Here is a 20,573-nt window from a genome sequence, read left to right on the forward strand (position 1 = left end):
ATCACTCCTCGGTATTACGTCTCAGCGAGAAATATAAAGAGTCCGTATTGAGTGTAACTTATACTAGCTTATATTTTCAAATCTCCATATAAATAGAAAAGCATATCCGCTCCGCTTTTGCAACGGTTGCACGATATGCTTGATATTGGAAAAACTAAGTCATATTCTATATACGTAACTATTTTACCTAACTCTACAAGTGTGCCACGATACTAAGTTTCTGGAAAGCCTCCATAATTTTATTAGCTCCGTAACCCATAGTTTCAAATAATGGCATCGCTGAAATATTCTGTTCGTCTCCGGCAATCATAATACGACTCACTTTACGTTGTTTAAAACGCTGTTCCATGGCTTTAACAAGGGCTTTACCAATCCCTCTACGCCGATAGTCTGGGTGAATAGCAATTCTGAAATAACAACCATGGTTGTTCTCAATCGTACCGATTAAGGTGCCCACAATTTCTCCATCTTCTTCTGCTACCATGATCAGGTCGGAATCCCATTGGAGCTGCCTAGAGAATGGTTGAATGGTATTCTCAAAACACTCCTCAGATAAAGCAACCTGAAGAAGTTCAGTTACTGGTGTACAGTCACTTAACTGAAAGGAACGAACATGCATATTATAAATCTCCCTTTTCGTTAGCATTATCCGATAGTTTACATAAAAGTTACAAAAAACGAACTTTTACAATAACCTCGAATATAATAATTACGACAAATAAACTGAAATTCGTTCTTGCTAGTCCATTAAACCACATTTATCTCGAGAATACACTCGTTTTCTTATGTAAGCGTTTTACATCTATGTTTTTTAGTATCTTTTGGTCTATTTCCATTCAATTGTAATTTATTATTGTATATTTCGTTTAACACTAGGGTAATATAAATTATGTTTTGTAAATTAGTAATCAACAATCCGACTTTACAAACATACATGTTGATTTAATCTGTTAAATACGGTTTAATTATATATGTAGGCTGTTAGAATGAACTAAAGTTAGACTACATTTCTTTAGTTCAATACAACTTGCAGGAATGAACTAAAGACGATATTCATATCTTTGTACACTCCAAATCTTTACATATGTTGTATGAAGGATACTTACAAGTTCGAGTTCGAAAAGTCAGATTTTCAGCACCAAGAAGATTGGATGAAGCAAGGGAGTGAGGAGCGGAGCGTAGGCAGTACCTACGTGAGCACCGGAAGGACCGGCTGAATTCAATCTTCGACGTCGAATAGGCCTCTTGCTATACTTCGTGATCAAAAGATGACCTTTTGAACTTCATCTTACAAGTTCCTTTGTTCATAGGATGAATACTAAACAATACACAGGAGGTAATTTACCATGGCATTTCAACTACCAGCTCTACCTTATTCAAACGATGCGTTGGAACCACACATCGATGCACAAACAATGGAAATTCACCACGATCGTCACCATAACGCATATGTTACCAATTTGAATGTGGCACTGGAAAAAGCCCCTGAGCTGCAAAGCAAAACGATTGAAGAATTGCTTACAGGTCTTGGTAGCGTTCCTGAAGAAATTCGTACCGCTGTTCGTAATAACGGTGGCGGACACGCAAACCATAGCCTATTCTGGGAAACCATTGGTCCAAACGGTGGCGGAAACCCAGCTGGCGAACTAGCACAAGCGATTGAGAGCGAGCTTGGTGGTCTTGATAAATTTAAAGAAGACTTTGCCAAAGCAGCTACTACTCGTTTCGGAAGCGGATGGGCATGGCTTGTTGTTGGTAAAGACGGCAAACTAGCTGTAACAAGCACACCTAACCAAGACAATCCACTTAGCGAAGGCTTGACTCCAATTCTTGGTCTTGACGTATGGGAGCATGCTTACTACTTGAAATATCAAAACAAACGCCCTGACTATATTTCTGCTTTCTGGAGCGTAGTTAACTGGGATGCGGTTAGCAAACGTTACGCAGCTGCTAAATAATTAAGTCATTTTAATTCTATATGGAAATATAAGAAGAGTATTAAGTAATACTTACCCTTTCTTATTATTTTAAAGAATGATCCATCCTTAATCGGATGGATCATTCTTTTTGAACTATAAGATAAGGATATAACCCTGAGGATAAGTTGCTACTATTTGGCCCTCTTCTCTTCGAAATATGCATTAATAATTTTCAGAAATACATTGGGGAAGGCGTATGATGCCATGTCCGCTTCATCAATCCAGCGATACTCAGTAATCGGATCCCCAATGTCTGCTTCATCAAGTGAATAAGATGCTGTGCTCTCCGCTACAAGCGATTGCTCCTCTTCCTTGCAATGATAGACCTGAAGCTTCCAACGAATATGACTGAAGATATGCTCTATATCCATGAAATGCTCCATACGTCTGGCTGGAATACCTTCTATTAACAACTCTTGACCTAGTAGTTCCTGCGCGTTCTGATCTGCTACTCTGCCTCCGCGAGCTATGGGCGATATGATATGTGGAAGTTCCCACATCCGAGCAAGCAAGCCACTCTCTGGACGTTGTCTAATCAATACGTGTCCAGCATGAGTCCCTTGTCCTTCAATAAGTCCAACAATTCGCTGTTCTGGACGTGGTGGCTTACTCTTCGATTTGATAGGAAGCTCGCCCTCCTTCCCTGCAATCCTTGCCTCACAGTGCACCATGACAGGACAGGTTAAGCAATAAGGAGACTTTGGTGTACATACCAAAGCGCCAAGCTCCATGAGTGCCTGATTAAAGTGAGAAGCCTGTCCTTCCGGAATCAAATCCACCACTAATCTTTCCATCAGAACACGCGTACTAGCTTTCATGATGTCTTCTTCGATTAAGAAGTATCTGGACAACACCCTCATCACATTACCATCTACGGCCGGTTCCGGCTGATTATAGGCAATGCTAAGAACGGCTCCTGCTGTATACGGACCCACGCCCTTAAGTGCAAGAACACTCTCTTTGTCACTCGGCACCTGACCTCCGTGCAAATCTAGTACCTGTTGGGCAGCGTACTGTAAATTACGTGCACGAGAATAGTAACCAAGTCCCTCCCAGCACTTCAACACATCCTGTTCTGGAGCATTTGCTAGATCCTCAACCGTTGGGAACCTTTCAATAAATCGATTGAAGTAAGGAATGACTGTATCTACACGTGTTTGCTGAAGCATAATTTCAGATATCCAAATATAATAAGGGTTACGATGGCGCCGCCAAGGTAAATCCCGTCGATTCTCAAGATACCATTCCAGTAAATTCTCACTGAAATAGCGTTGTTGTTCAACGTTAGACATGCTGCTTCTCCTTATCTATCTTGTATTCCTAGGCTTACAATCTGGCTTAAGCTCAGCTCAAGTTAATCTCTCAATGACAGCAAAAGCAGATGCAAGCTCCCTTTGATGGGTAATACTCAAATGAATAGCATACTCTTCCGCTTGCGCTGAGAGGTTCAACTTCCCCCATGCTTGCTCGCTTAATTCCACCTTCGGTTTCCCCAAGGCATCGGGAAGCACCTCTATATCCCCAAAATTAATAATCCCACCAATACCACAGCCAAATGCTTTGACTATAGCCTCCTTGGCAGTAAATCTTCCTGCTGTAAACTCGGCCATCTTCCTGCCTCGATTTCGAGCTATTTCATATTCCTTTAATGTCAATATACGTTGCATAAACGCTTGTCCATTTCTTCCACTTAGTATCTGTTCTATTCGTTTAATTTCTAATAGATCGTGACCGACTCCATAGATCATTTCTACTCACACCTTCCGTACCTATCTGCTGTATCGCCTACTCTTTATTGTAACAGTCACTGACTTATGTTGCGACAATTCCTGCTACCACAAAAAATACAGTTGCATGCAGTGACGGATACTTGAATGCGAGACGGAATATCTCTAACTTTGGAAAGATAAGCTTCGTACAACAGAAATGAGGATGAATAGTTGCAGAAAAATCACTTACTTTAGAAGGAATGGTTGGGGAGAGAGAATTAGTTGCGAAAATAACAGTTAAAACAAGGGGATATGTGAAAATTGATGGTTCTCAGTAATTTAGATGTCATCCGTGTAACTAAACTTAGCGATTGAGGAATTCTAATGATTTCAGGTGTTCCTTTTGCAACTATTAGTGGTTAGCAAAGACGCAATGTGCCTACTACTTAGTGATAAGTAGGGAGGGAGTGAACGGTTTACGTTCCGCCATTAACGACGGAAGTAGCCAATACCTGCTTACGATACAAAGGTTCACTAGCATCGGAAGCTTACACTTATTCCCACCCACCATAGTCACTCATTCATCAAGGACACCGCTAAGCAGCTTTAACATCACTCTTATATTCCTGGTATGGAATTACGCTTGTGAGCCGATCTTGCGTAAATGCTCTCCAGACGCTCCCTCGATGCCGGGGCAATTTCTTTCCCCTCCAGATAATCGCTATTCTCGTCATAGGTAAGACCTAATTCAGCTTCATCTGTCTGGCCATCCCATAGCCCAGCAGTAGGCACTTTATCCAATATGGGCTGTGGCACACCAAGATATGCCGCAAGCTGGCGTACTTGACGCTTATTGAGGGAACTAAGTGGTGTAATATCTACCGCGCCATCACCCCATTTGGTATAAAATCCTGTAATCGATTCAGATGCATGATCCGTTCCTACGACAATTAAGTTCAATTCAAAGGATAATGCGTACTGCATAACCATACGCGTCCTCGCTTTGACATTTCCCTTGCCTTGATGTGTCATATGACGATGTATTCCCAGACCCTTGAGACCCTGCTCCACTTCCAATGCTACTTCGGTTACTGCATCTTCGATATTCGTCTCCGCCGTATGTTTAAGATCGAATGCCTTCGCTACAGCATAGCTATGATCAATATCTTCCTGTGTACCATAGGGCTGAAATACACCAAGCGTCATGTAATCTCGACCTGTTTCTACAGATAATTCATCCGTGGCCATTTTGCATAAACCAGCAGCGACCGCACTATCAATCCCACCACTGATCGCAATAAGAAGTCCAGTAGAGCCTGCCTTCTTCACATAATCTTTAAGAAAGGCCACTCTCTCCTTAACCTCAGATTCCACATTTATAGAAGGTTTTACCCTTAATTTCGCAATGATTTGTTCTTGTAAACTCATGACAAAGACACCCCTATCCCTAAAAATGATAACCTGTGAAATGAATCATTCTATACAAAACCCCGGAGCTGTCAGACTGCCACAACTTCGGGGTTTATGATGCAACTTATGCCAAGTAATTACTTACACAAACGATCAAAAGCATCCGTTAGTTCTGCAGCAATTTCTTGCGCTGATCTATCTTCTATTTGATGACGTTCTATGAAATGAACGAGTTCTCCATCTTTCATCAATGCTATCGAAGGGGATGATGGAGCATATGGTGCGAAATACTCACGTACTTTAGCTGTTGCTTCTTTATCCTGTCCAGCAAACACAGTATACAACTGGTCAGGCACAACGCTGTGTTCCAAAGCCGAGGCTACTCCAGGACGACACTGTCCAGCAGCACAACCACACACTGAATTGATAACGATCAAGGCTGTCCCTTTTCCATTGGGTACATTCCCCTCTACTTCTTCAGGCGTTCTGAGTTCCGTAATTCCTAAACCTGTTAATTCATCCCGCATCGGTTGAATCATGTCCTGCATATATCGATCAAAAGACATAGCCATTCTTATTCACTCCTCAATAATAGTTAAAATTGAAATCATTACTATGATTATACCTATTCTGATTGTTTGAAAGCAAGCAATGGCGTAAGATGACTACTTCACATTCTCTGTCATTAGCATATGCTGCAGTGTCTAATTCAGGCTCTCTATCTCAGGAATAAGTTTCACTAAAGTGCTATCTCGAGGAAAACTCACTGTAAAGATGGTCCCGACACCCTCTTCGGAATGGACAGCAATTTTACCTTTATGACGTTCAACAATACTCATACACAATACCAACCCAAGTCCTGTTCCTTGATCCTTCGTCGTGAAAAAGGGGACAAACAACTTCTCTATCTTACTTTGGGGAATGCCAGGTCCGGTATCTTTCACGATCAGTTCAATACTCTTCAAATTCATCTTGGTCTGCAATGTTAATTGCCCCTTATCATTCATAGCTTCCATTGCATTACGAGCTAAGTTTAGAATGAGCTGTTTAATCTCTTTAGCATTTAGACGAAGATCTGGCATAATCTCCTCGAGTTCTAATTCAATACTCTGTCCTCGTAAATTCGCATCTGCCCACAGAAGTGGACTAAGTTCATGAATGATTTTATGAAGATTGTAATCTTCCTTCTCCGTTACCCGATTCTGCGCAAGTGACAAAAAGTCATTGATGATACCGTTCGCCCGATCTAATTCTTCCATAACAATCCGATAATAATGATCTAACGAACTTGGACTCTTCTCATTCATCAACTGCAAAAATCCACGAACCACAGCCATAGGGTTACGAATTTCATGTGTTATACTCGCTGCCATCTGACCTACTAAGCTCAGCCTTTCCATATTTCCCAGTTCACTGCGTAGTCTCTCAAGCTCTGTGATATCTTGAATGACCAATACAGCTCCAATAATTTCACTTGTAAAAGAGTTCGTAAGTGGAGATGCGTTCGTATAGTATATTCCAGAGTCACTATGTGTCAATTCGTGTTCCATAATCATTCCTTTAAGCGCTTGAGAAATTTGAAATTCAATAGCATCCTTTTCCACCAAGTCAGTAAATAAACTTACAGAGTAGCCAATGACATCGTCTTTAGTAAGACTAGGGTTCTTCATCTTGAATAGGTTCATCATCATTTCATTAATGCTTGTCACTTCACGATTCCCATTAAAGGAAACCATACAAAGAGGCGCCACATCCATCAACTGTTGTAATTTATCCTCTTCACGTAAATATTTCTCTGACATCCCCATAATTTGTTCCCTAAGCAGCAATCTCTCAAATGAAAATTCGATCAGATAAATAATCATGGCTCCACAAAAGAGACTAATGAACAGATAAAAGGTCATTATAAATATAGAGGTCATACTATAGATATGTAAGTTTCCCATTAAAAATATAGGGGAGACAATCACCAATAGCATAGCTGGTAACAGGCATATCATTATTCGATGAATCTTTTCCTTTAAAGGAACCTTCAGGAAACTTGCAGATGTAAAGAACAGCACTGGAACCATCAATATCCCCGTATGTAACAGTAAACCGGATACAGAATACTCTTCTGTAAATATGAAATAAAAAGTGATATATAAAGTAGCCAAAGGAAGCCCAGATTTATACCCTCCATATAAAATAGCGACAAATAGCGGAACAATTCCCATATTAAGCGATATCACACCATATAGTGTAGAGGAAAATATAGAACATAGCATCAGACTAACGGCACTCGATATTACGATAACCATAGTATAACCAACTGAATCAAGATTTCCGGCATTCCTCTTGTGTCGTATGTATGCATCAAGAATGAGGGGAAAAAGAAATGAAATTGAGCCCGATACTAAAACCTGCAATAAGATATCCTTAAGGGCAATATAAATGTCCATCCCACCTTTCCTACCTAAACGTATTACATTATATTCTATAGTATATCTTCAAGTGGAGTTGTTGTAACCTGTCTCTATTTGTTATGATCCATATAGATATGGTTAATCAGCTAACTAAAGGGTTAATTGCAAAGGGAGATTATATATGATATACGATGTTATTGTTGTTGGCGGGGGTCCATCAGGACTTATGGCATGTGTGGCGGCTGCTGAAAATGGTTCTTCCGTTCTACTGCTTGATAAAGGAAACAAATTGGGGCGCAAGCTAGGAATATCCGGGGGTGGTCGTTGCAACGTGACAAATGCGATGGAAACCGAGGAGCTTATTGCCCATATTCCAGGGAATGGTCGCTTTTTATATAGCGCATTTGGACATTTTAACAACCGTGATATTATGGCTTTCTTCGAGGGCCTTGGAATTGCTCTGAAAGAAGAAGACCATGGAAGAATGTTTCCGGTAACGGATAAAGCTTCTAGTGTAGTCAACACCTTGCTAGGTAAAATTCGTGATTTGGGAGTCGCTATAAGTACGCATAGCCCCGTTGCTGAAGTTCTCTACGAGAATGGACATACCGCAGGCGTGAGGCTCATCTCTGGAGAGAAGATCAAGGCTACTTGTGTCATCCTTGCTACGGGTGGCAAATCAGTGCCACAGACTGGTTCAACAGGAGATGGTTATCCTTGGGCTGAGTCTGCTGGGCATACTATTACAGAATTATATGCTACGGAGGTTCCGATTGTTTCTAGTGAGAAATGGATTATAAACCGCGAATTACAAGGGCTATCCCTTCGTGATGTGGAACTCTCCGTATGGAACCCAAAGGGGAAACCAGTCATTCATCATCGAGGTGACTTTATATTTACCCATTTCGGGATATCTGGTCCGATTGCACTTCGCTGTAGCCAATTTATTCGTCAGGTTCAAAAAAAGTTCAGCGTTAAGGAAGTGGAGATGTCCGTTGACCTCTTTCCAGATTGCTCAACGATGGAACTTAATGCACTCCTCAAGGAACGTCTAGAGGCTGAACCCAAGAAAGCGATAAAGAACGTATTGAAAGCCACTCTGGCTGAACGGATGATTCCGATACTACTATCTAAAGCTCAACTCGATGGGGATATCACCTACGCACATTTGCCAAAAAATCAATGGCTAGACTTTATAGCCTTATTGAAGAAATTCAGCTTCAATGTAACAGGTACTAAATCCATTGAGGAGGCTTTCGTTACTGGTGGTGGAGTTCACCTTAAAGAAGTGAATCCCCAAACGATGGAATCTAAATTGATGCCAGGGTTATTCTTTTGCGGAGAGATTCTAGATATTCATGGTTACACGGGGGGATATAACATCACCGCGGCATTCTCTACAGGTTATACAGCAGGAATGCATGCAGCAAATAGTCAGTCGTGATTGACTACGAATGATCTGGTACACATTAACAAAGGGAGTCTCCCAGAACCATAACAAATGGTTTGGGACACTCCCTTTGTTGTTCTTATGAGAATAGTAAGCGTTGTGAGAGAAACCTTATTCTAATCACCGTTTCTTGATCTCGATAAGATCAAGAAAGTCAGGATATAACTAGTCAAACCGTACAAGATTATCGCTAGGGGAATCATAAGTAACCAGCCCCAAACCAGACCCAACCAAGATAACGAGAACGCAATCGACATGACCACAGCGAAGGGTAGAAGCATACTTCGAATCGCAATCACTCGCGCTTGTGAGGTTATTTCCGATGACCATGGGAGTAGAGCTATCCAATCATCATTGAGAAAACCGATCCAATATCGAGCATGCCAATACGTTAGCATAATATATACTGCTATGAGCACCAAACACTTGATGATAACGGGTGGAAATATAATAGCCAGTATACATGCAGCTGTGAATTGTAGATAAAGCTTACGATCTTGCGGATTGCGGAATAGCGCCTTAACAGCAGCCCCCGCCAAACGCCGTTCGGCTGAACGGGAACGATACAAGTAGGGTGAATGGCGAAAAATCCACGTTTTAGTCCGTGTTGGTTTAGGCTGGTCCACAGCTTGACTTAGCACCCAGTTGGTAAGCACCATCCTCCGCTTGCTATCCTCCCGTACATCGTTCATGAACGTGCCCTGCATCCGTAACCTAACCCTGATCAATAGGATCACGATGAATGCTAACAGTATAGAAATCACCAACAGCCATCGCACCTCATGTATCCCTATCAAAGAAACCTTCATGTATAGGAAACCGATGAATCCTAATGTCGGAATCAAAAGAAGCTCCCTTCGCCATCCTTTGAATTTCACAATCACAATATGGCGAATCCAAGCAACAACCCAACCCGTCATCATCGAGAATATCAAATAACATGTAACCTCTACAGCATTCATGTTCAAACGTTGTACCAAGAAAGGCCATATAATGATAAACGTCAACGTCATCATCATGAGCATAGACATCATGCTATATATGGCTCCACGCAGCATCAATCCACTCATCCAACGCCGGTTCATTCTTATGAATAAAACGTCCCCTTCCTGCACAAAGAGAATAATACCCGATCTATATATAATCAGAAGCATAAGAGCTAGATATGTACCCGCAGGCAGAGCCTCGCTCCATTTCGGAAGACCCTCTACCCATAAATCGTAATATAATCGAGAAGCAAGTAAAATACCTGGTATAAGAATATAGAGCCATACTGTCCAATCGATAACAGACCGAAGAAGAACAGCTTGATTTCGGAAATGCTCTCGTAAACGACGCCAAAAGAGGCTATCTGGACTTGCAAATTGATAAGAATGGAACGACTTCATCCTAAGGTCCTCCCCCTTAAATCATGACATCGAAACATTCAAATAACGATGCTTGTTCTGATTGCTGGGCAAGCCTTCGTATATCTCCCAACGTCCCCTGCGCTACCACTCTTCCATTCGAAATCATAATAAACGTATCACAGATTTTCTCTGCCGTATCCAGAACATGTGTGGACATCAATACACCTGCTCCGCGCCGCCGTTCTTCCTCTAACAAATCAAGAAAGTCCTTGGTCGCATGCGGATCGAGACCAACAAAGGGCTCATCAACAATATAAATATCAGGGCGTGCTAGAAACCCAATCATCAGCATCATCTTTTGCTTCATCCCTTTCGAGAATCCTGCCGGCAAAAGATCCCTCGACTGACCCATTCCAAAGCGCGTAAGTAGTTCTTCCGCATGCACAACGAAATCTTCATAATCTATTTCATAAGCTGCAGCAGCAAGATCCAGGTGCTCCCATAGCGTTAAATCCTCATAAAAAATAGGTTGCTCTGGTATATAAGCATATTTACCAGAAATCCCTCCAATAAATACATTAGCCTTCACATGTTTCATGAGCCCAAGTACAGTCTTTATTGTAGTACTCTTTCCTGCACCATTAGGTCCGATAATCCCTAATAATTCTCCACTCCTGACCTGGAAGGAAATATTGAAAATACATGGATGACCTTGTTCATATCCCGCCTGCTCGATGTTAACCTCTAATACGTTCTTCATAGCTTGTCCACCATTTACATCCAGCCCTGTTCCCAAAACATCCCCTCCTTCTTAAGTTTTAGGCCTGATCTCTGTAGTTGATAAACATCTGGTATCTGTATACACTTCCTTATCGTTTCCTTAACGTTTCTAATTGGGAAAGGTTTCACTGTGACAAATCACATTTCCATTAAAGATTTATTCACGTAAAATAAATAATAATCAAATCTAGCCATTTATGAATATAAGGGCGGTGAGAAGCATGATCCAGATCCAAGAAGTTGATACCCAAATGTCTCTGCATTTGTACCGTGTATTTGCCAAATCATTCAAAAGCGTGAGCGAGCATGCTGTAAACGGTAGCAAAATTGAGGGCTTTAACTCAACTGCCTTCGCTGTGATGGAGGTTCTATACTATAAAGGAGCTCAGCCCATCCAGCAGATAGGCTCAAAGCTATTACTCCAAAGTGGAAACGTCACCTACATTATAGATAAATTAGAAGAACGCGGGTACCTCATTCGCAAGCCATGCCCTAATGACCGACGTGTCATATTTGCAGAGCTAACAACTGAAGGGGAACACCTCATGAATGATATGTATCCCAAATACTCTGAAAGAATTCACAGAGCACTAAGCGGTCTAAATACTGAAGAGAAATGTCAAATGATATCTCTCCTTAAGAAAATGGGTCTTCAAGCTGAACGGCTATCCCCATCCACGAGAAAGTAATCATTTACTTGTTAATCGTAGTTCCCTGCAAGTAGTTACGGTTCTGCCGTCTTTCTTGAGAACAGCGACAAATAGAAGGAGACAGGTTCCTCTGTAACATTATACATGATGTACATTACTAGATAATTATTAGTAGTGTACATTTTTCATAATTTGAGAATAAAAAAATAGACTTGTTAATTATTCTTTAACAAGTCTATTCTATGTTCTTCTTAAACTAAAGCACCACGTTAGTTAAACATTGTTTTTTATCATCATCGCTGCATGACTTTTTTTATCTTGATTAGCATGTAATTTTACCATCGCAAATCTTGCAATGGGTTGAATCACTAAACTCTCAGCTATAAGTACGATTAAGAAGTTTCGTGGCCAATTCGTTAACCAGTTACTAAATGTTTCTGAACTAAAACCGTTTCCTGCGATACCCCCAATAAGTGTCATGCACGCTGACATTCCAATTACAGTGAATAAGATACGGAATAAAATCTTTGCATTAAAGCTATCTGTTGATGCAGTAAATTTCCCAACTAATTTTTCTGCAATACGTCCTATAACTACCGATTCAAGAATCATCGCAATAACCAACATAATCGGAAACATTTTAAGAATCATTACTACAACTTCCCCATCGAATTTCCCTACACCTAGAGTAGTATTTAGTGTCGTCATAAACAAAGCAGTCAGCGCACAAATGATAACACCATACAATGCTCCCTCCTTACCGTTTCTTGGCAATCTTGTTTCTTGTTCCATGATTTTCTTCCTTTCAAATGTGTATTTCAGATAGTATCGCTCATTAAAACTCCTTCAATAAATTTGGTAATACCTGCGAAATAGTTTTTAATGGATCACTTGTTTTTCGGGTTAAACAAAGCAAAATACCACCCTCAATAGAAGCTGTCATCATTAGAGCAATTGAATTAGCTGTTTCTTTCGAAAAACCATCTGCTACTAACTTGTTCGAAAAGATCTCTTGAATCTTTGTGAAAGATAGAGCACAGGCATTTCTGACTGGTTCACTTAGTGATCCCATTTCGCTAACGATGCTGCTAAATGTATAACCAATAATTATCCCTTCTCGATCAAATTGAGCTACCAATTTCTCAATCATGGCTTGTGTAGCTGTTTGAGTAGATGGATAACGTTGGATTATTTCCTCCATATCCGTTGTAATTTCTTCATTCAACGAATGAAGACAAGCGATGAGTAATTCTTCTTTCCCGTTTGGAAAGTGGTGATAAAGCGCACCTTTTGAAATGTTACATGCTTTTAAAATTTCATTTAATCCTACACCCAAATATCCTTTTTGCTGGAAAATAGTTGTCGCGATGTCGATTATCAGCGATTTCGTATCCATTACCATAGCACACCCCTCCATACCAACCGGTCTGTTTGTGATTATATCAAAAAAAAGTTTTATAAGTCAAGCGTCACTTCAATAATCAAACCTTATTCCAAAGCAACAAGAGAGTAATAAAAAACTGAACTAATATACAATCATTAGTTCAGTCCTAATTCCTTTATTAATATGTGCAACCTTTTATTAACTATATTGTACGAATTGCTAAATCTTGCACCACTTAGCCTAATAATCCGCTACATACAAGCAAACGATCCCCTAATGATGCACTATTCATTAGAATTCCCCGTTGCTATATCCTCATTCTCAGGGGATGGTATCGTATTCCTAAATCTAGTGACCACTAGCATACTGATGATGGCTATCACCGCCATCACGATGAAGAGAGAATGTAAGCTTCCTTCTAGCACATCGCGCATACTAAGCCATAAGGAATTAGAGAAATTCTCCGCTTCCTCTGGCGTAAGCAACTTATTAACATCATCTTGAGACATATTCTCTGTCCCAGGTGTATTCTTTAACAAAGCGACAATCCTTAAGTTGATCCATGATCCAAAAGCCGCTACTCCTATCGTCTGACCCAACGAACGAATAAATGAGTTAAGCGCAGTAGAGGAACCTCGTAGGTTATACCCTACGGAGGACTGAGCAATAATGGTGAATACGGTCGAAGTATAACCAAAACCAATCCCGTAAATGAAGGTGATACCCAATAAGATAAAATTCGGGGTGTTTCCAGTAATCATCACCATTCCTATAGCGCTGATCACAATCGCTCCGACTCCAATCATTGTCGTCTTTCGTGAGCCCGCGGTGAGCAACATCCTTCCACCTGCAACAGATCCCAGTATCCATCCTATCGACATAGGCGCTAAAGCGAGACCGGAGAATGTTGCGTTCTTGCCCAAGACACCCTGAATCCATAGGGGTGTATATGTTGTAAGCCCAATCAAGAGCGCACCAATCAGTAGATTCGCAATAGACGATACAGCGATGTCTCGGATTCGAAAGAGCTTGAGTGGAAGCATCGGTTCCTCCGCTCTTCTCTCCACAATAATAAACAAAACAAGGAAGATTACGGAAATAACCATACATCCAATTAATAACGCTGAATCCCATGAGTAATACTGACCACCCGTCGCCATGGCGAACAATAGCGCCGTGACTCCAATCGTAAACGTAACTGCCCCAGCTACATCTACTCGAACCTTCTTTCTCACTACGTGTTTAGGTAGATAACGAGCAATAAGGAAGATCGATAACAATCCGAATGGCACATTAAATACGAATATCCAACGCCAGCTCCAATAATCAACGAAATACCCTCCAAGTAACGGTCCAATTAAAGAGGATATACCCCACACAGAACTAATGAGTGCTTGAATTTTGGCACGTTGTTGTAGCGGATATATATCTCCAATAATTGTAAATGAGACTGGGACGATAGCACCTGCACCAATCCCTTGAATCGCTCGAAACACAATAAGTTGTTCCATATTCTGAGAAAATCCACACAGCAATGATCCCAATACAAATATGATTGAGCCAAAGATAAATACTGGTTTACGACCATATATATCACTAATTTTCCCAAAAATCGGCGTGGTCACAGCCATCGTCAGAAGATACGCTGTAAATATCCAGCTCATAAGCTTCATGCCACCGAAATGGCTTATAATAGCTGGTCCAGCTGGGCCAGTAACGGTACCCTCAATCGCTGACATAAATGTTGAGAGTAAAAGACCAGTCAAAATTAACTTACGTTTAATATCTACAGATGAGTTCACAGATCTAAATTCCTTTCTAATGTTCAATAGGGCGTATATCCACCAATACGCTCCTTGTATTTTACAGTAAACTTAGCGTAAATGCATACCTGTTTTACTTTTAGACTTGAACCTTACGCAACGTAATGATTTATAGTGAAGTTACCGGTAAATAGCTAACGCAAAAGAAGGAGTCGATTATGAAACGACAATGGAGCAACATTGCAAATTCCTTTGCGGCCAACGATCTTGAGTTACAAAAGGCAGCTGAAAAATACCATGCAGAGAATCTGGGGAATGATTTACAATATGGCGTAGATGCAGAATTCTATCAGTATATCGGTAAAGCATTACATCATCACGAAGCGAAAAATTAAATAAAAGCTAGACTTAATCTATCAAGGAATCAAAAATAAAAAGCTTTCCAAGGTTGAAGTCAACTTTGGAAAGCTTTTCGATATGTTTGCAAAATTTTCACCCACTACTTGATCCTCATATTTCGAGTAAAGACGAATACCTGCACCACTGCAGGCATTTCCATTTTACCGTTTGTTTTGAAAGAAAAACCTGTACTTTCGCAGAAATATGGCTCTAATCTAAACAAGTAGATAAGAGGAATTTCTATTATACAGTCGTCTTGCATTGTTCTAATATTCCTTGATGGAGCTTTAGAATAATGGTAGCATCTTTTTCCACTATGATAGGATCATGTGTAATCATGAGTAGCGCAGTCCCCTGTTGAGATCGTTCACGGCATATTCGTAGAATTCGTTCCGCAGCGGCATAGTCTATGCCCGAAGTAGGCTCGTCCAGAATAACCAGCTTCTTAGGGAGCACAAATTGGCTTATGACACTTAAAATTTTCTTCTCGCCCTGACTTAGTAGGTACGGAGAATCATGACGCCGATCAACTAGACCTGCAGATTCTAGTATTTGTTCAACTGATTCCACTTCCTCCACAGTCATGGCACTACGCTTATGCCGTTTCGATTTGTAAGCATAGCTCACCTCATCCCAGACACTATGTGCTACGAACTGATGCTCTGGTTGTTGGAATACATATCCGATCTCTTCTGCTCGTTCAGCTACAGATAACGCTGCCATGTCTTGACCTCGCCAGAATACCTTATTCCGTGGAACTGGCAGTAATCCCATCAGCAATCGACTTAGCGTGGATTTACCTGATCCATTCTCCCCAACCAACATACCCCATTCTCCCGGCTGCATAATAAAGTTTATTGCTTGTAACGCTTGAGTCCCACTTGGATATGTATAACTTAGTTCGCGCAGTTGTAGTAGCGGGGTTAGCGGGCTAGATGACGAAGCGCCAGCAATGCGTGGCACAGGAGAACACCAAGCGCCAGACAACTCTCCGTCAGCGAGATGTTGCTCGGAAGTACCGCCCGTGACGAGCGATGATGCACCCGTGGGAGTTTGCGCGGGAGGGTTGACCGTGCCAAACGACGATATGGGCACGGAAGGGCTTGCTAAGCACTCCGCAACTTGCGGCAGCAGACCAAGGTGCGCCAGCTGCTCACTGTGATTACGCAGCAGCTCCTGCGGAGAGCCGTCGAGCACGACGGATCCGCCTTCCAAGACGATGACACGCTCCGCTGCGCGCGCGACATCGTCGAAACGGCCGGACGCGCTAAGCAACGTCCGGCCTTGTTCGTGCAGTGCTACGCACAGCTGCACGAACTGCACTTGCGCCGCGCCGTCAAGGCTCGCGGCACAGTCGTCGAAGACGAGCACCCGCGGCTCAAGCGCAAGCACCGCGGCTGTGGCGGCCCGCTGGCGTTGGCCGCCGGAGAGCTCTCGCACCGCAGCATGGCGGTGCGAGGTAAGGCCCACCGCCATGAGCGAAGCGCTTATGCGGTGGGCTATATCTGCGGGGGGAACCCGCAGATTCTCGGGCCCGAAGGCAACGTCAGCTTCAACGTTGCCTTGCACGAGCTGGGCGTCGGCATCTTGGAAGACGAGACCAATACGCTCAGTGATATCTGCTATCGAGGCTAATACAGGATCTACCCCGTCTACCACAACGACCCCTTCGCGATGTCCCCCACCCGTTCGGGGCAGATACCCATTTAGTAATTGGCATAACGTCGACTTCCCGCTACCTCCAGCTCCGATTACAGCTACCCATTGTCCATATGGAACAGAGAGTGTAGTGTCTTTTAAAACAGGATTTGAATCGCCCTCGTAAGTATAGTACAGCCCTTCAATCTTAATGGCTTCCAGTGACATATGATGCTTCCTCTTTCCGAATCTTGTAGTTACGTAGTAGACCTGTCCGTTCTAAGCTATCGCCAAGCAACTTCGTCAATATACCACATAGCAGAACCCCACTTAACACTCGTACTACTAATGCAATAGTTAGTACCTCCCAGCCCCATGCCGTATATCCAAACATATAAGCAGCACATAGGAACCATAGTGGCACCATCGCCCCACCTACTAACATCAGAGAACCTATTCCCCATCTTTTATACTGCATTAAAGCAAATACTACTTCAGCAACAACTATATAGCATAACGCTGCTACGATAGTAGCGGCGATCCCGTAACTATTACCCACGAAGCATTGAATCGTTCCTCCGATACCATATGTAATCATCGCCGTACCTGGTTTGCGAATAATATAATAAGCCAATAACCCATAGATCATATACAACCCTACGATCGTCGCTGTTGCAACCGGCCCGCCTGCACTATTCAGTATTTTGTTAATAAATGATAAGTAAAAGGTCATAACCGCGTTAGCCGTGGCCAACATCGCCATTAACACAATCTCCATTGTTGTGAAAGTTTCCCGTTTCCATTTGAAAATAGATGAAGTACTCAAATCTAGATCAGCTCCTTTAGTGTGTAAATAAAGAAAAAACTTCTTACGTTATTTTCACACGACACACCCCAAGCGTCAACTATTAATATTATTCAGGTTTACGTTTCAGAAGACCCATCCTAATCCGATCGTCATTAGAATGCCTGCAATCGCTAGTACTCGACCTTTTCCCCATGGCATAAGTGGTCTTAAGTACGTCCGATCAGGATAAGCACCGAACCCTTTAGATTCCATAGCAGCGGCTGTTTGCTGTACACGTCGAACCGCATTATATAATACAGCAGACGTAAACGTTATCCACCATGACCATGTATCAGCCCAGCCTCTACCTTTACTTCTCCCTCTAATCTGATGTGCGGCTGAGATACTTCGACCTTCTTCTTGCAGTAACGGAAGAAACGTAAGTGCCATTGAAATACCAAATGCAAATCGATAAGGAATACGTAAAATTCGCGTTAACGAAGCCACTAAATCCTGTGGATCTGTTGTCTTCACATACACATATGAAGTAAGGAATACCGTAAACATCCGGAGGCTAACCGAGCCTGCCATATCTAGCGCTTCTGAAGTGATAGATATCATACCGAACTCAATCAACAGATTGTCTCCAGCCGTAGTAAACACTGTAATTATAAACAAAGGAAGTGTAAAGACGATCAAGAAAGATAACGCCTTCCATTGCCCTCTCCATGTTATCCCCGCTACAAAGCGAGCAGTCACCATACTAAATAACAGCAGACATACTTGTTCTGTTGACGTCTGAAATATCATAGATAGAATCGCAATACATAGAACTAACACTAGCTTACTGAGTGGATCAATCCTATATAATCCAGATTGACCCTGAACATAAGGTATGATCATAACGATATCTCCTTGTCGGTCTTAAGCCAATCACTATGCAGTATTGAATATATATGTACATCGTGAAACCCATCCGTCGTGTGACGATAATCTCTCAGACGTCCCTCCATCTGGAACAGTTGAGCTCTGAATAATCTGCCTGCCCGTTCATTCCGTGGATCTACCAGAGCTTCAATACGATGAAGCCCCATCTCTTTAAACCCATATTGTAATAAAAGGGCGATGGCTTCGCTCATGTAGCCTTGTCCCCAATAAGAACTAGATAGCTCACAACCGATTTCCCCACGATACGCTCCTTCCAGCTGCCACATATTGTAGCCACAGCTTCCTATCCACTCATCACTTCTTTTGTCCACAATCCCCCATCTTAACCCGTCCTCCGTCTCAGATAAGGCATTCAGGAATTGAATCATCTCCACAGCATGATCTAATGTATCTAACTCTGGGATACCCGAGTGTTCACGAACCTCTTTCCTTGACCAGCACTCTAACAGTGATAATGCATCTTCATGTCGCATTCTTCGAAGCAAAATTCGCTCACCTTCAAGCTGAGGGATATTCCCACCACAAACGTACATATGTATGATCCCTCCCCACCCTTATTTTGAATACAACCACTCTATCACGTATATTCCGCAATTAGAATCATATAACAAAAAAAGGAGTGCAAGCCGTTTCCAGCCAACACTCCCAATTGAATACGCTATAGTTATTTCTAGTTACTCTTCCTCTACGTTGTTCCTTCCAACTAGCAATATACTGATGATCATAATAAATGCAATGAGTGCAAGCAATGGAATGGTGATGAATCCGAACCAGTTTAGATAATCCACATTACAAGGTACCCCCACGGAACAGGGTGCAATTTTCGCAAAACCAGGAACCATCTGCTCCAAATAATGAAATATGGATATACTGCCACCAATGATGCTTAGAGGGAGTACGTAAGAGATGATCTTTCTATCATCTTTGTAGCTGGCAATTCCCAATAAGATGACTTGAGGATACATGAAAATCCTTTGTAACCAACACAACTTGCAGGGTTCGTACAGCAGCACATCACTTAAATACAAACTTCCGCCCGTAGCAATAATCGCTACAACCCATGCTAAATATAGGGAATACGTTCGAATAAACCCTCTGAATTTCATGGTTATTTCTCCTCTTGCCCCGCACTTTGTAATGCTATTTCGTCATTGATTGCCTTTGCAAGGTCATTATAGTTCAATCCCTTTGGAGCTTTAAATTCACTTCCATTAATAAAGACCGTAGGCGTACTACGCACATCATTCTTCGTTGCGATCTTCTGATGCTCGTCCACTTCATTCTGATACGTCTTGTTCTTGATGTCCGCAGCTAACAGCTCATAATCAACAGCGATATTCTCTTTGCGAGCTAGTTCAACCAGAAATTCAGGTGTGGCCCAGATGGTCCTCTCATCTTGCTGATTATCATAGATAGCATGATAATACTTCCAGAACTCTTCATTATTCTGATGGTATACCGACTGTGCTGCCAATGCCGCTGTGTTAGAATCCTTATCAGGATCAATAATTAGATAATTCATATAGTAAAAAGATACGAGCCCTTTATCTACGAAATCCTTCATCAGTTGTGGCTTAAATTGCTGACTGAAATATTGACAAGATGGACATTTAAAATCGCCAAACTCAACGATTTTGACTGGTGCATCAGGCTCCCCAATAACAGGTAGATTCTCATATGGAAAAGATACCGTATTGTTGTTCGGACTCTCATTAGGACTTGGTTTTAAAACTAGAAATAAAATAGCAAGGACAATAATACCTGCCCCAGTAATCCACATAATTCTTTGCGTAAGCTTTCTTTGCTGTTCTCTTTCAGCCTTTCGCATAGCGATCGCATTAGCATTCTTCTTCGGTTTCATGAAACTGATCTAACCCCTTCCTTCTCCTAAAATATATTATCGATAAATAACAGAATGTATA

The 20,573-nt window shown here is 41.8% G+C and carries 21 protein-coding genes; 4 read left to right on the top strand and 17 right to left on the bottom strand.

The window, feature by feature from the left end; all coding sequences use genetic code 11:
* Positions 1-193: 193 nt before the first annotated feature.
* Positions 194-619: a GNAT family N-acetyltransferase gene (locus ACP8HI_RS18500; protein WP_438347649.1), complete on the bottom strand. Its 426-nt coding sequence runs from the start codon at positions 617-619 to the stop codon at positions 194-196.
* Positions 620-1,346: 727 nt separating this feature from the next.
* Here ACP8HI_RS18500 and ACP8HI_RS18505 point away from each other — a divergent pair.
* Positions 1,347-1,958: a superoxide dismutase gene (locus tag ACP8HI_RS18505; RefSeq protein WP_438347650.1), complete on the top strand. Its 612-nt coding sequence runs from the start codon at positions 1,347-1,349 to the stop codon at positions 1,956-1,958.
* A gap of 152 nt (positions 1,959-2,110) precedes the next feature.
* On the opposite strand, the gene mutY is transcribed toward ACP8HI_RS18505, so the two are convergent.
* The 5 genes from mutY to ACP8HI_RS18530 all read right to left on the bottom strand — a co-directional run bounded on the left by mutY (position 2,111) and on the right by ACP8HI_RS18530 (position 7,398).
* Positions 2,111-3,271, bottom strand: coding sequence for an A/G-specific adenine glycosylase (mutY, locus tag ACP8HI_RS18510; RefSeq protein WP_438347651.1), 1,161 nt, complete (start codon positions 3,269-3,271; stop codon positions 2,111-2,113).
* 57 nt (positions 3,272-3,328) lie between these two features.
* On the bottom strand, positions 3,329-3,727 hold the full coding sequence (gene acpS, locus ACP8HI_RS18515; protein WP_438347652.1) for a holo-ACP synthase: 399 nt from the start codon (positions 3,725-3,727) through the stop codon (positions 3,329-3,331).
* Between the two features lie 579 nt (positions 3,728-4,306).
* Complete coding sequence (gene nadE, locus ACP8HI_RS18520; protein ID WP_438347653.1) at positions 4,307-5,116, bottom strand: ammonia-dependent NAD(+) synthetase; 810 nt, start codon at positions 5,114-5,116, stop codon at positions 4,307-4,309.
* 119 nt (positions 5,117-5,235) lie between these two features.
* A complete protein-coding gene (locus ACP8HI_RS18525) occupies positions 5,236-5,670 on the bottom strand; it encodes a BrxA/BrxB family bacilliredoxin (protein ID WP_438347654.1) in 435 nt (144 codons plus the stop codon).
* 132 nt (positions 5,671-5,802) lie between these two features.
* Entirely contained in the window at positions 5,803-7,398 is a 1,596-nt protein-coding gene (locus tag ACP8HI_RS18530) for a two-component system sensor histidine kinase NtrB (protein ID WP_438347655.1), read from the bottom strand.
* A gap of 286 nt (positions 7,399-7,684) precedes the next feature.
* Between ACP8HI_RS18530 and ACP8HI_RS18535 the strand changes: the two genes are divergently transcribed.
* Positions 7,685-8,947 carry an NAD(P)/FAD-dependent oxidoreductase gene (locus tag ACP8HI_RS18535; protein WP_438347656.1) on the top strand — a complete coding sequence of 421 codons (1,263 nt, stop codon included), beginning with the start codon at positions 7,685-7,687 and terminating at the stop codon, positions 8,945-8,947.
* A 122-nt stretch (positions 8,948-9,069) separates the two neighbouring features.
* On the opposite strand, the gene ACP8HI_RS18540 is transcribed toward ACP8HI_RS18535, so the two are convergent.
* On the bottom strand, positions 9,070-10,341 hold the full coding sequence (locus tag ACP8HI_RS18540; protein WP_438347657.1) for an ABC transporter permease: 1,272 nt from the start codon (positions 10,339-10,341) through the stop codon (positions 9,070-9,072).
* Positions 10,342-10,357: 16 nt separating this feature from the next.
* Complete coding sequence (locus ACP8HI_RS18545) at positions 10,358-11,062, bottom strand: ABC transporter ATP-binding protein (protein WP_438351895.1); 705 nt, start codon at positions 11,060-11,062, stop codon at positions 10,358-10,360.
* Positions 11,063-11,303: 241 nt separating this feature from the next.
* Between ACP8HI_RS18545 and ACP8HI_RS18550 the strand changes: the two genes are divergently transcribed.
* Positions 11,304-11,771 carry a MarR family winged helix-turn-helix transcriptional regulator gene (locus ACP8HI_RS18550; protein ID WP_438347658.1) on the top strand — a complete coding sequence of 156 codons (468 nt, stop codon included), beginning with the start codon at positions 11,304-11,306 and terminating at the stop codon, positions 11,769-11,771.
* Positions 11,772-12,005: 234 nt separating this feature from the next.
* Here ACP8HI_RS18550 and ACP8HI_RS18555 read toward each other — a convergent pair whose 3' ends face one another.
* From ACP8HI_RS18555 to ACP8HI_RS18565, 3 genes are all read right to left on the bottom strand, one after another.
* Entirely contained in the window at positions 12,006-12,524 is a 519-nt protein-coding gene (locus ACP8HI_RS18555) for a DUF2798 domain-containing protein (protein WP_438347659.1), read from the bottom strand.
* 43 nt (positions 12,525-12,567) lie between these two features.
* Entirely contained in the window at positions 12,568-13,134 is a 567-nt protein-coding gene (locus tag ACP8HI_RS18560) for a TetR/AcrR family transcriptional regulator (protein WP_438347660.1), read from the bottom strand.
* A 266-nt stretch (positions 13,135-13,400) separates the two neighbouring features.
* The gene (locus ACP8HI_RS18565; protein WP_438351896.1) at positions 13,401-14,900 is read right to left on the bottom strand and encodes an MDR family MFS transporter; all 1,500 of its coding nucleotides are present in this window, start codon (positions 14,898-14,900) and stop codon (positions 13,401-13,403) included.
* 197 nt (positions 14,901-15,097) lie between these two features.
* On the opposite strand from ACP8HI_RS18565, the gene ACP8HI_RS18570 reads away from it, so the two are divergent.
* Positions 15,098-15,274, top strand: coding sequence for a hypothetical protein (locus tag ACP8HI_RS18570; RefSeq protein WP_438347661.1), 177 nt, complete (start codon positions 15,098-15,100; stop codon positions 15,272-15,274).
* 247 nt (positions 15,275-15,521) lie between these two features.
* Here ACP8HI_RS18570 and ACP8HI_RS18575 read toward each other — a convergent pair whose 3' ends face one another.
* The 6 genes from ACP8HI_RS18575 to ACP8HI_RS18600 all read right to left on the bottom strand — a co-directional run bounded on the left by ACP8HI_RS18575 (position 15,522) and on the right by ACP8HI_RS18600 (position 20,512).
* Positions 15,522-17,144, bottom strand: a complete 1,623-nt coding sequence (locus tag ACP8HI_RS18575) for an ABC transporter ATP-binding protein (protein ID WP_438347662.1) — start codon at positions 17,142-17,144, stop codon at positions 15,522-15,524.
* A complete protein-coding gene (locus tag ACP8HI_RS18580) occupies positions 17,125-17,694 on the bottom strand; it encodes an ECF transporter S component (protein WP_438351897.1) in 570 nt (189 codons plus the stop codon). Before ACP8HI_RS18580 ends, ACP8HI_RS18575 begins: the two co-directional genes overlap by 20 nt.
* A gap of 153 nt (positions 17,695-17,847) precedes the next feature.
* Positions 17,848-18,606 (bottom strand): energy-coupling factor transporter transmembrane component T family protein, encoded by a 759-nt coding sequence (locus ACP8HI_RS18585; RefSeq protein ID WP_438347663.1) that lies wholly within the window; start codon positions 18,604-18,606, stop codon positions 17,848-17,850.
* On the bottom strand, positions 18,603-19,184 hold the full coding sequence (locus ACP8HI_RS18590) for a GNAT family N-acetyltransferase (RefSeq protein ID WP_438347664.1): 582 nt from the start codon (positions 19,182-19,184) through the stop codon (positions 18,603-18,605). Before ACP8HI_RS18590 ends, ACP8HI_RS18585 begins: the two co-directional genes overlap by 4 nt.
* 141 nt (positions 19,185-19,325) lie before the next feature.
* Positions 19,326-19,757 carry a disulfide oxidoreductase gene (locus ACP8HI_RS18595; RefSeq protein ID WP_438347665.1) on the bottom strand — a complete coding sequence of 144 codons (432 nt, stop codon included), beginning with the start codon at positions 19,755-19,757 and terminating at the stop codon, positions 19,326-19,328.
* A gap of 2 nt (positions 19,758-19,759) precedes the next feature.
* On the bottom strand, positions 19,760-20,512 hold the full coding sequence (locus ACP8HI_RS18600) for a thioredoxin domain-containing protein (protein WP_438347666.1): 753 nt from the start codon (positions 20,510-20,512) through the stop codon (positions 19,760-19,762).
* Between the last annotated feature and the right edge of the window lie 61 nt (positions 20,513-20,573).

The sequence above is a fragment of the Paenibacillus sp. FA6 genome (assembly GCF_051550225.1).
Lineage (GTDB): Bacteria > Bacillota > Bacilli > Paenibacillales > Paenibacillaceae > Paenibacillus_AQ.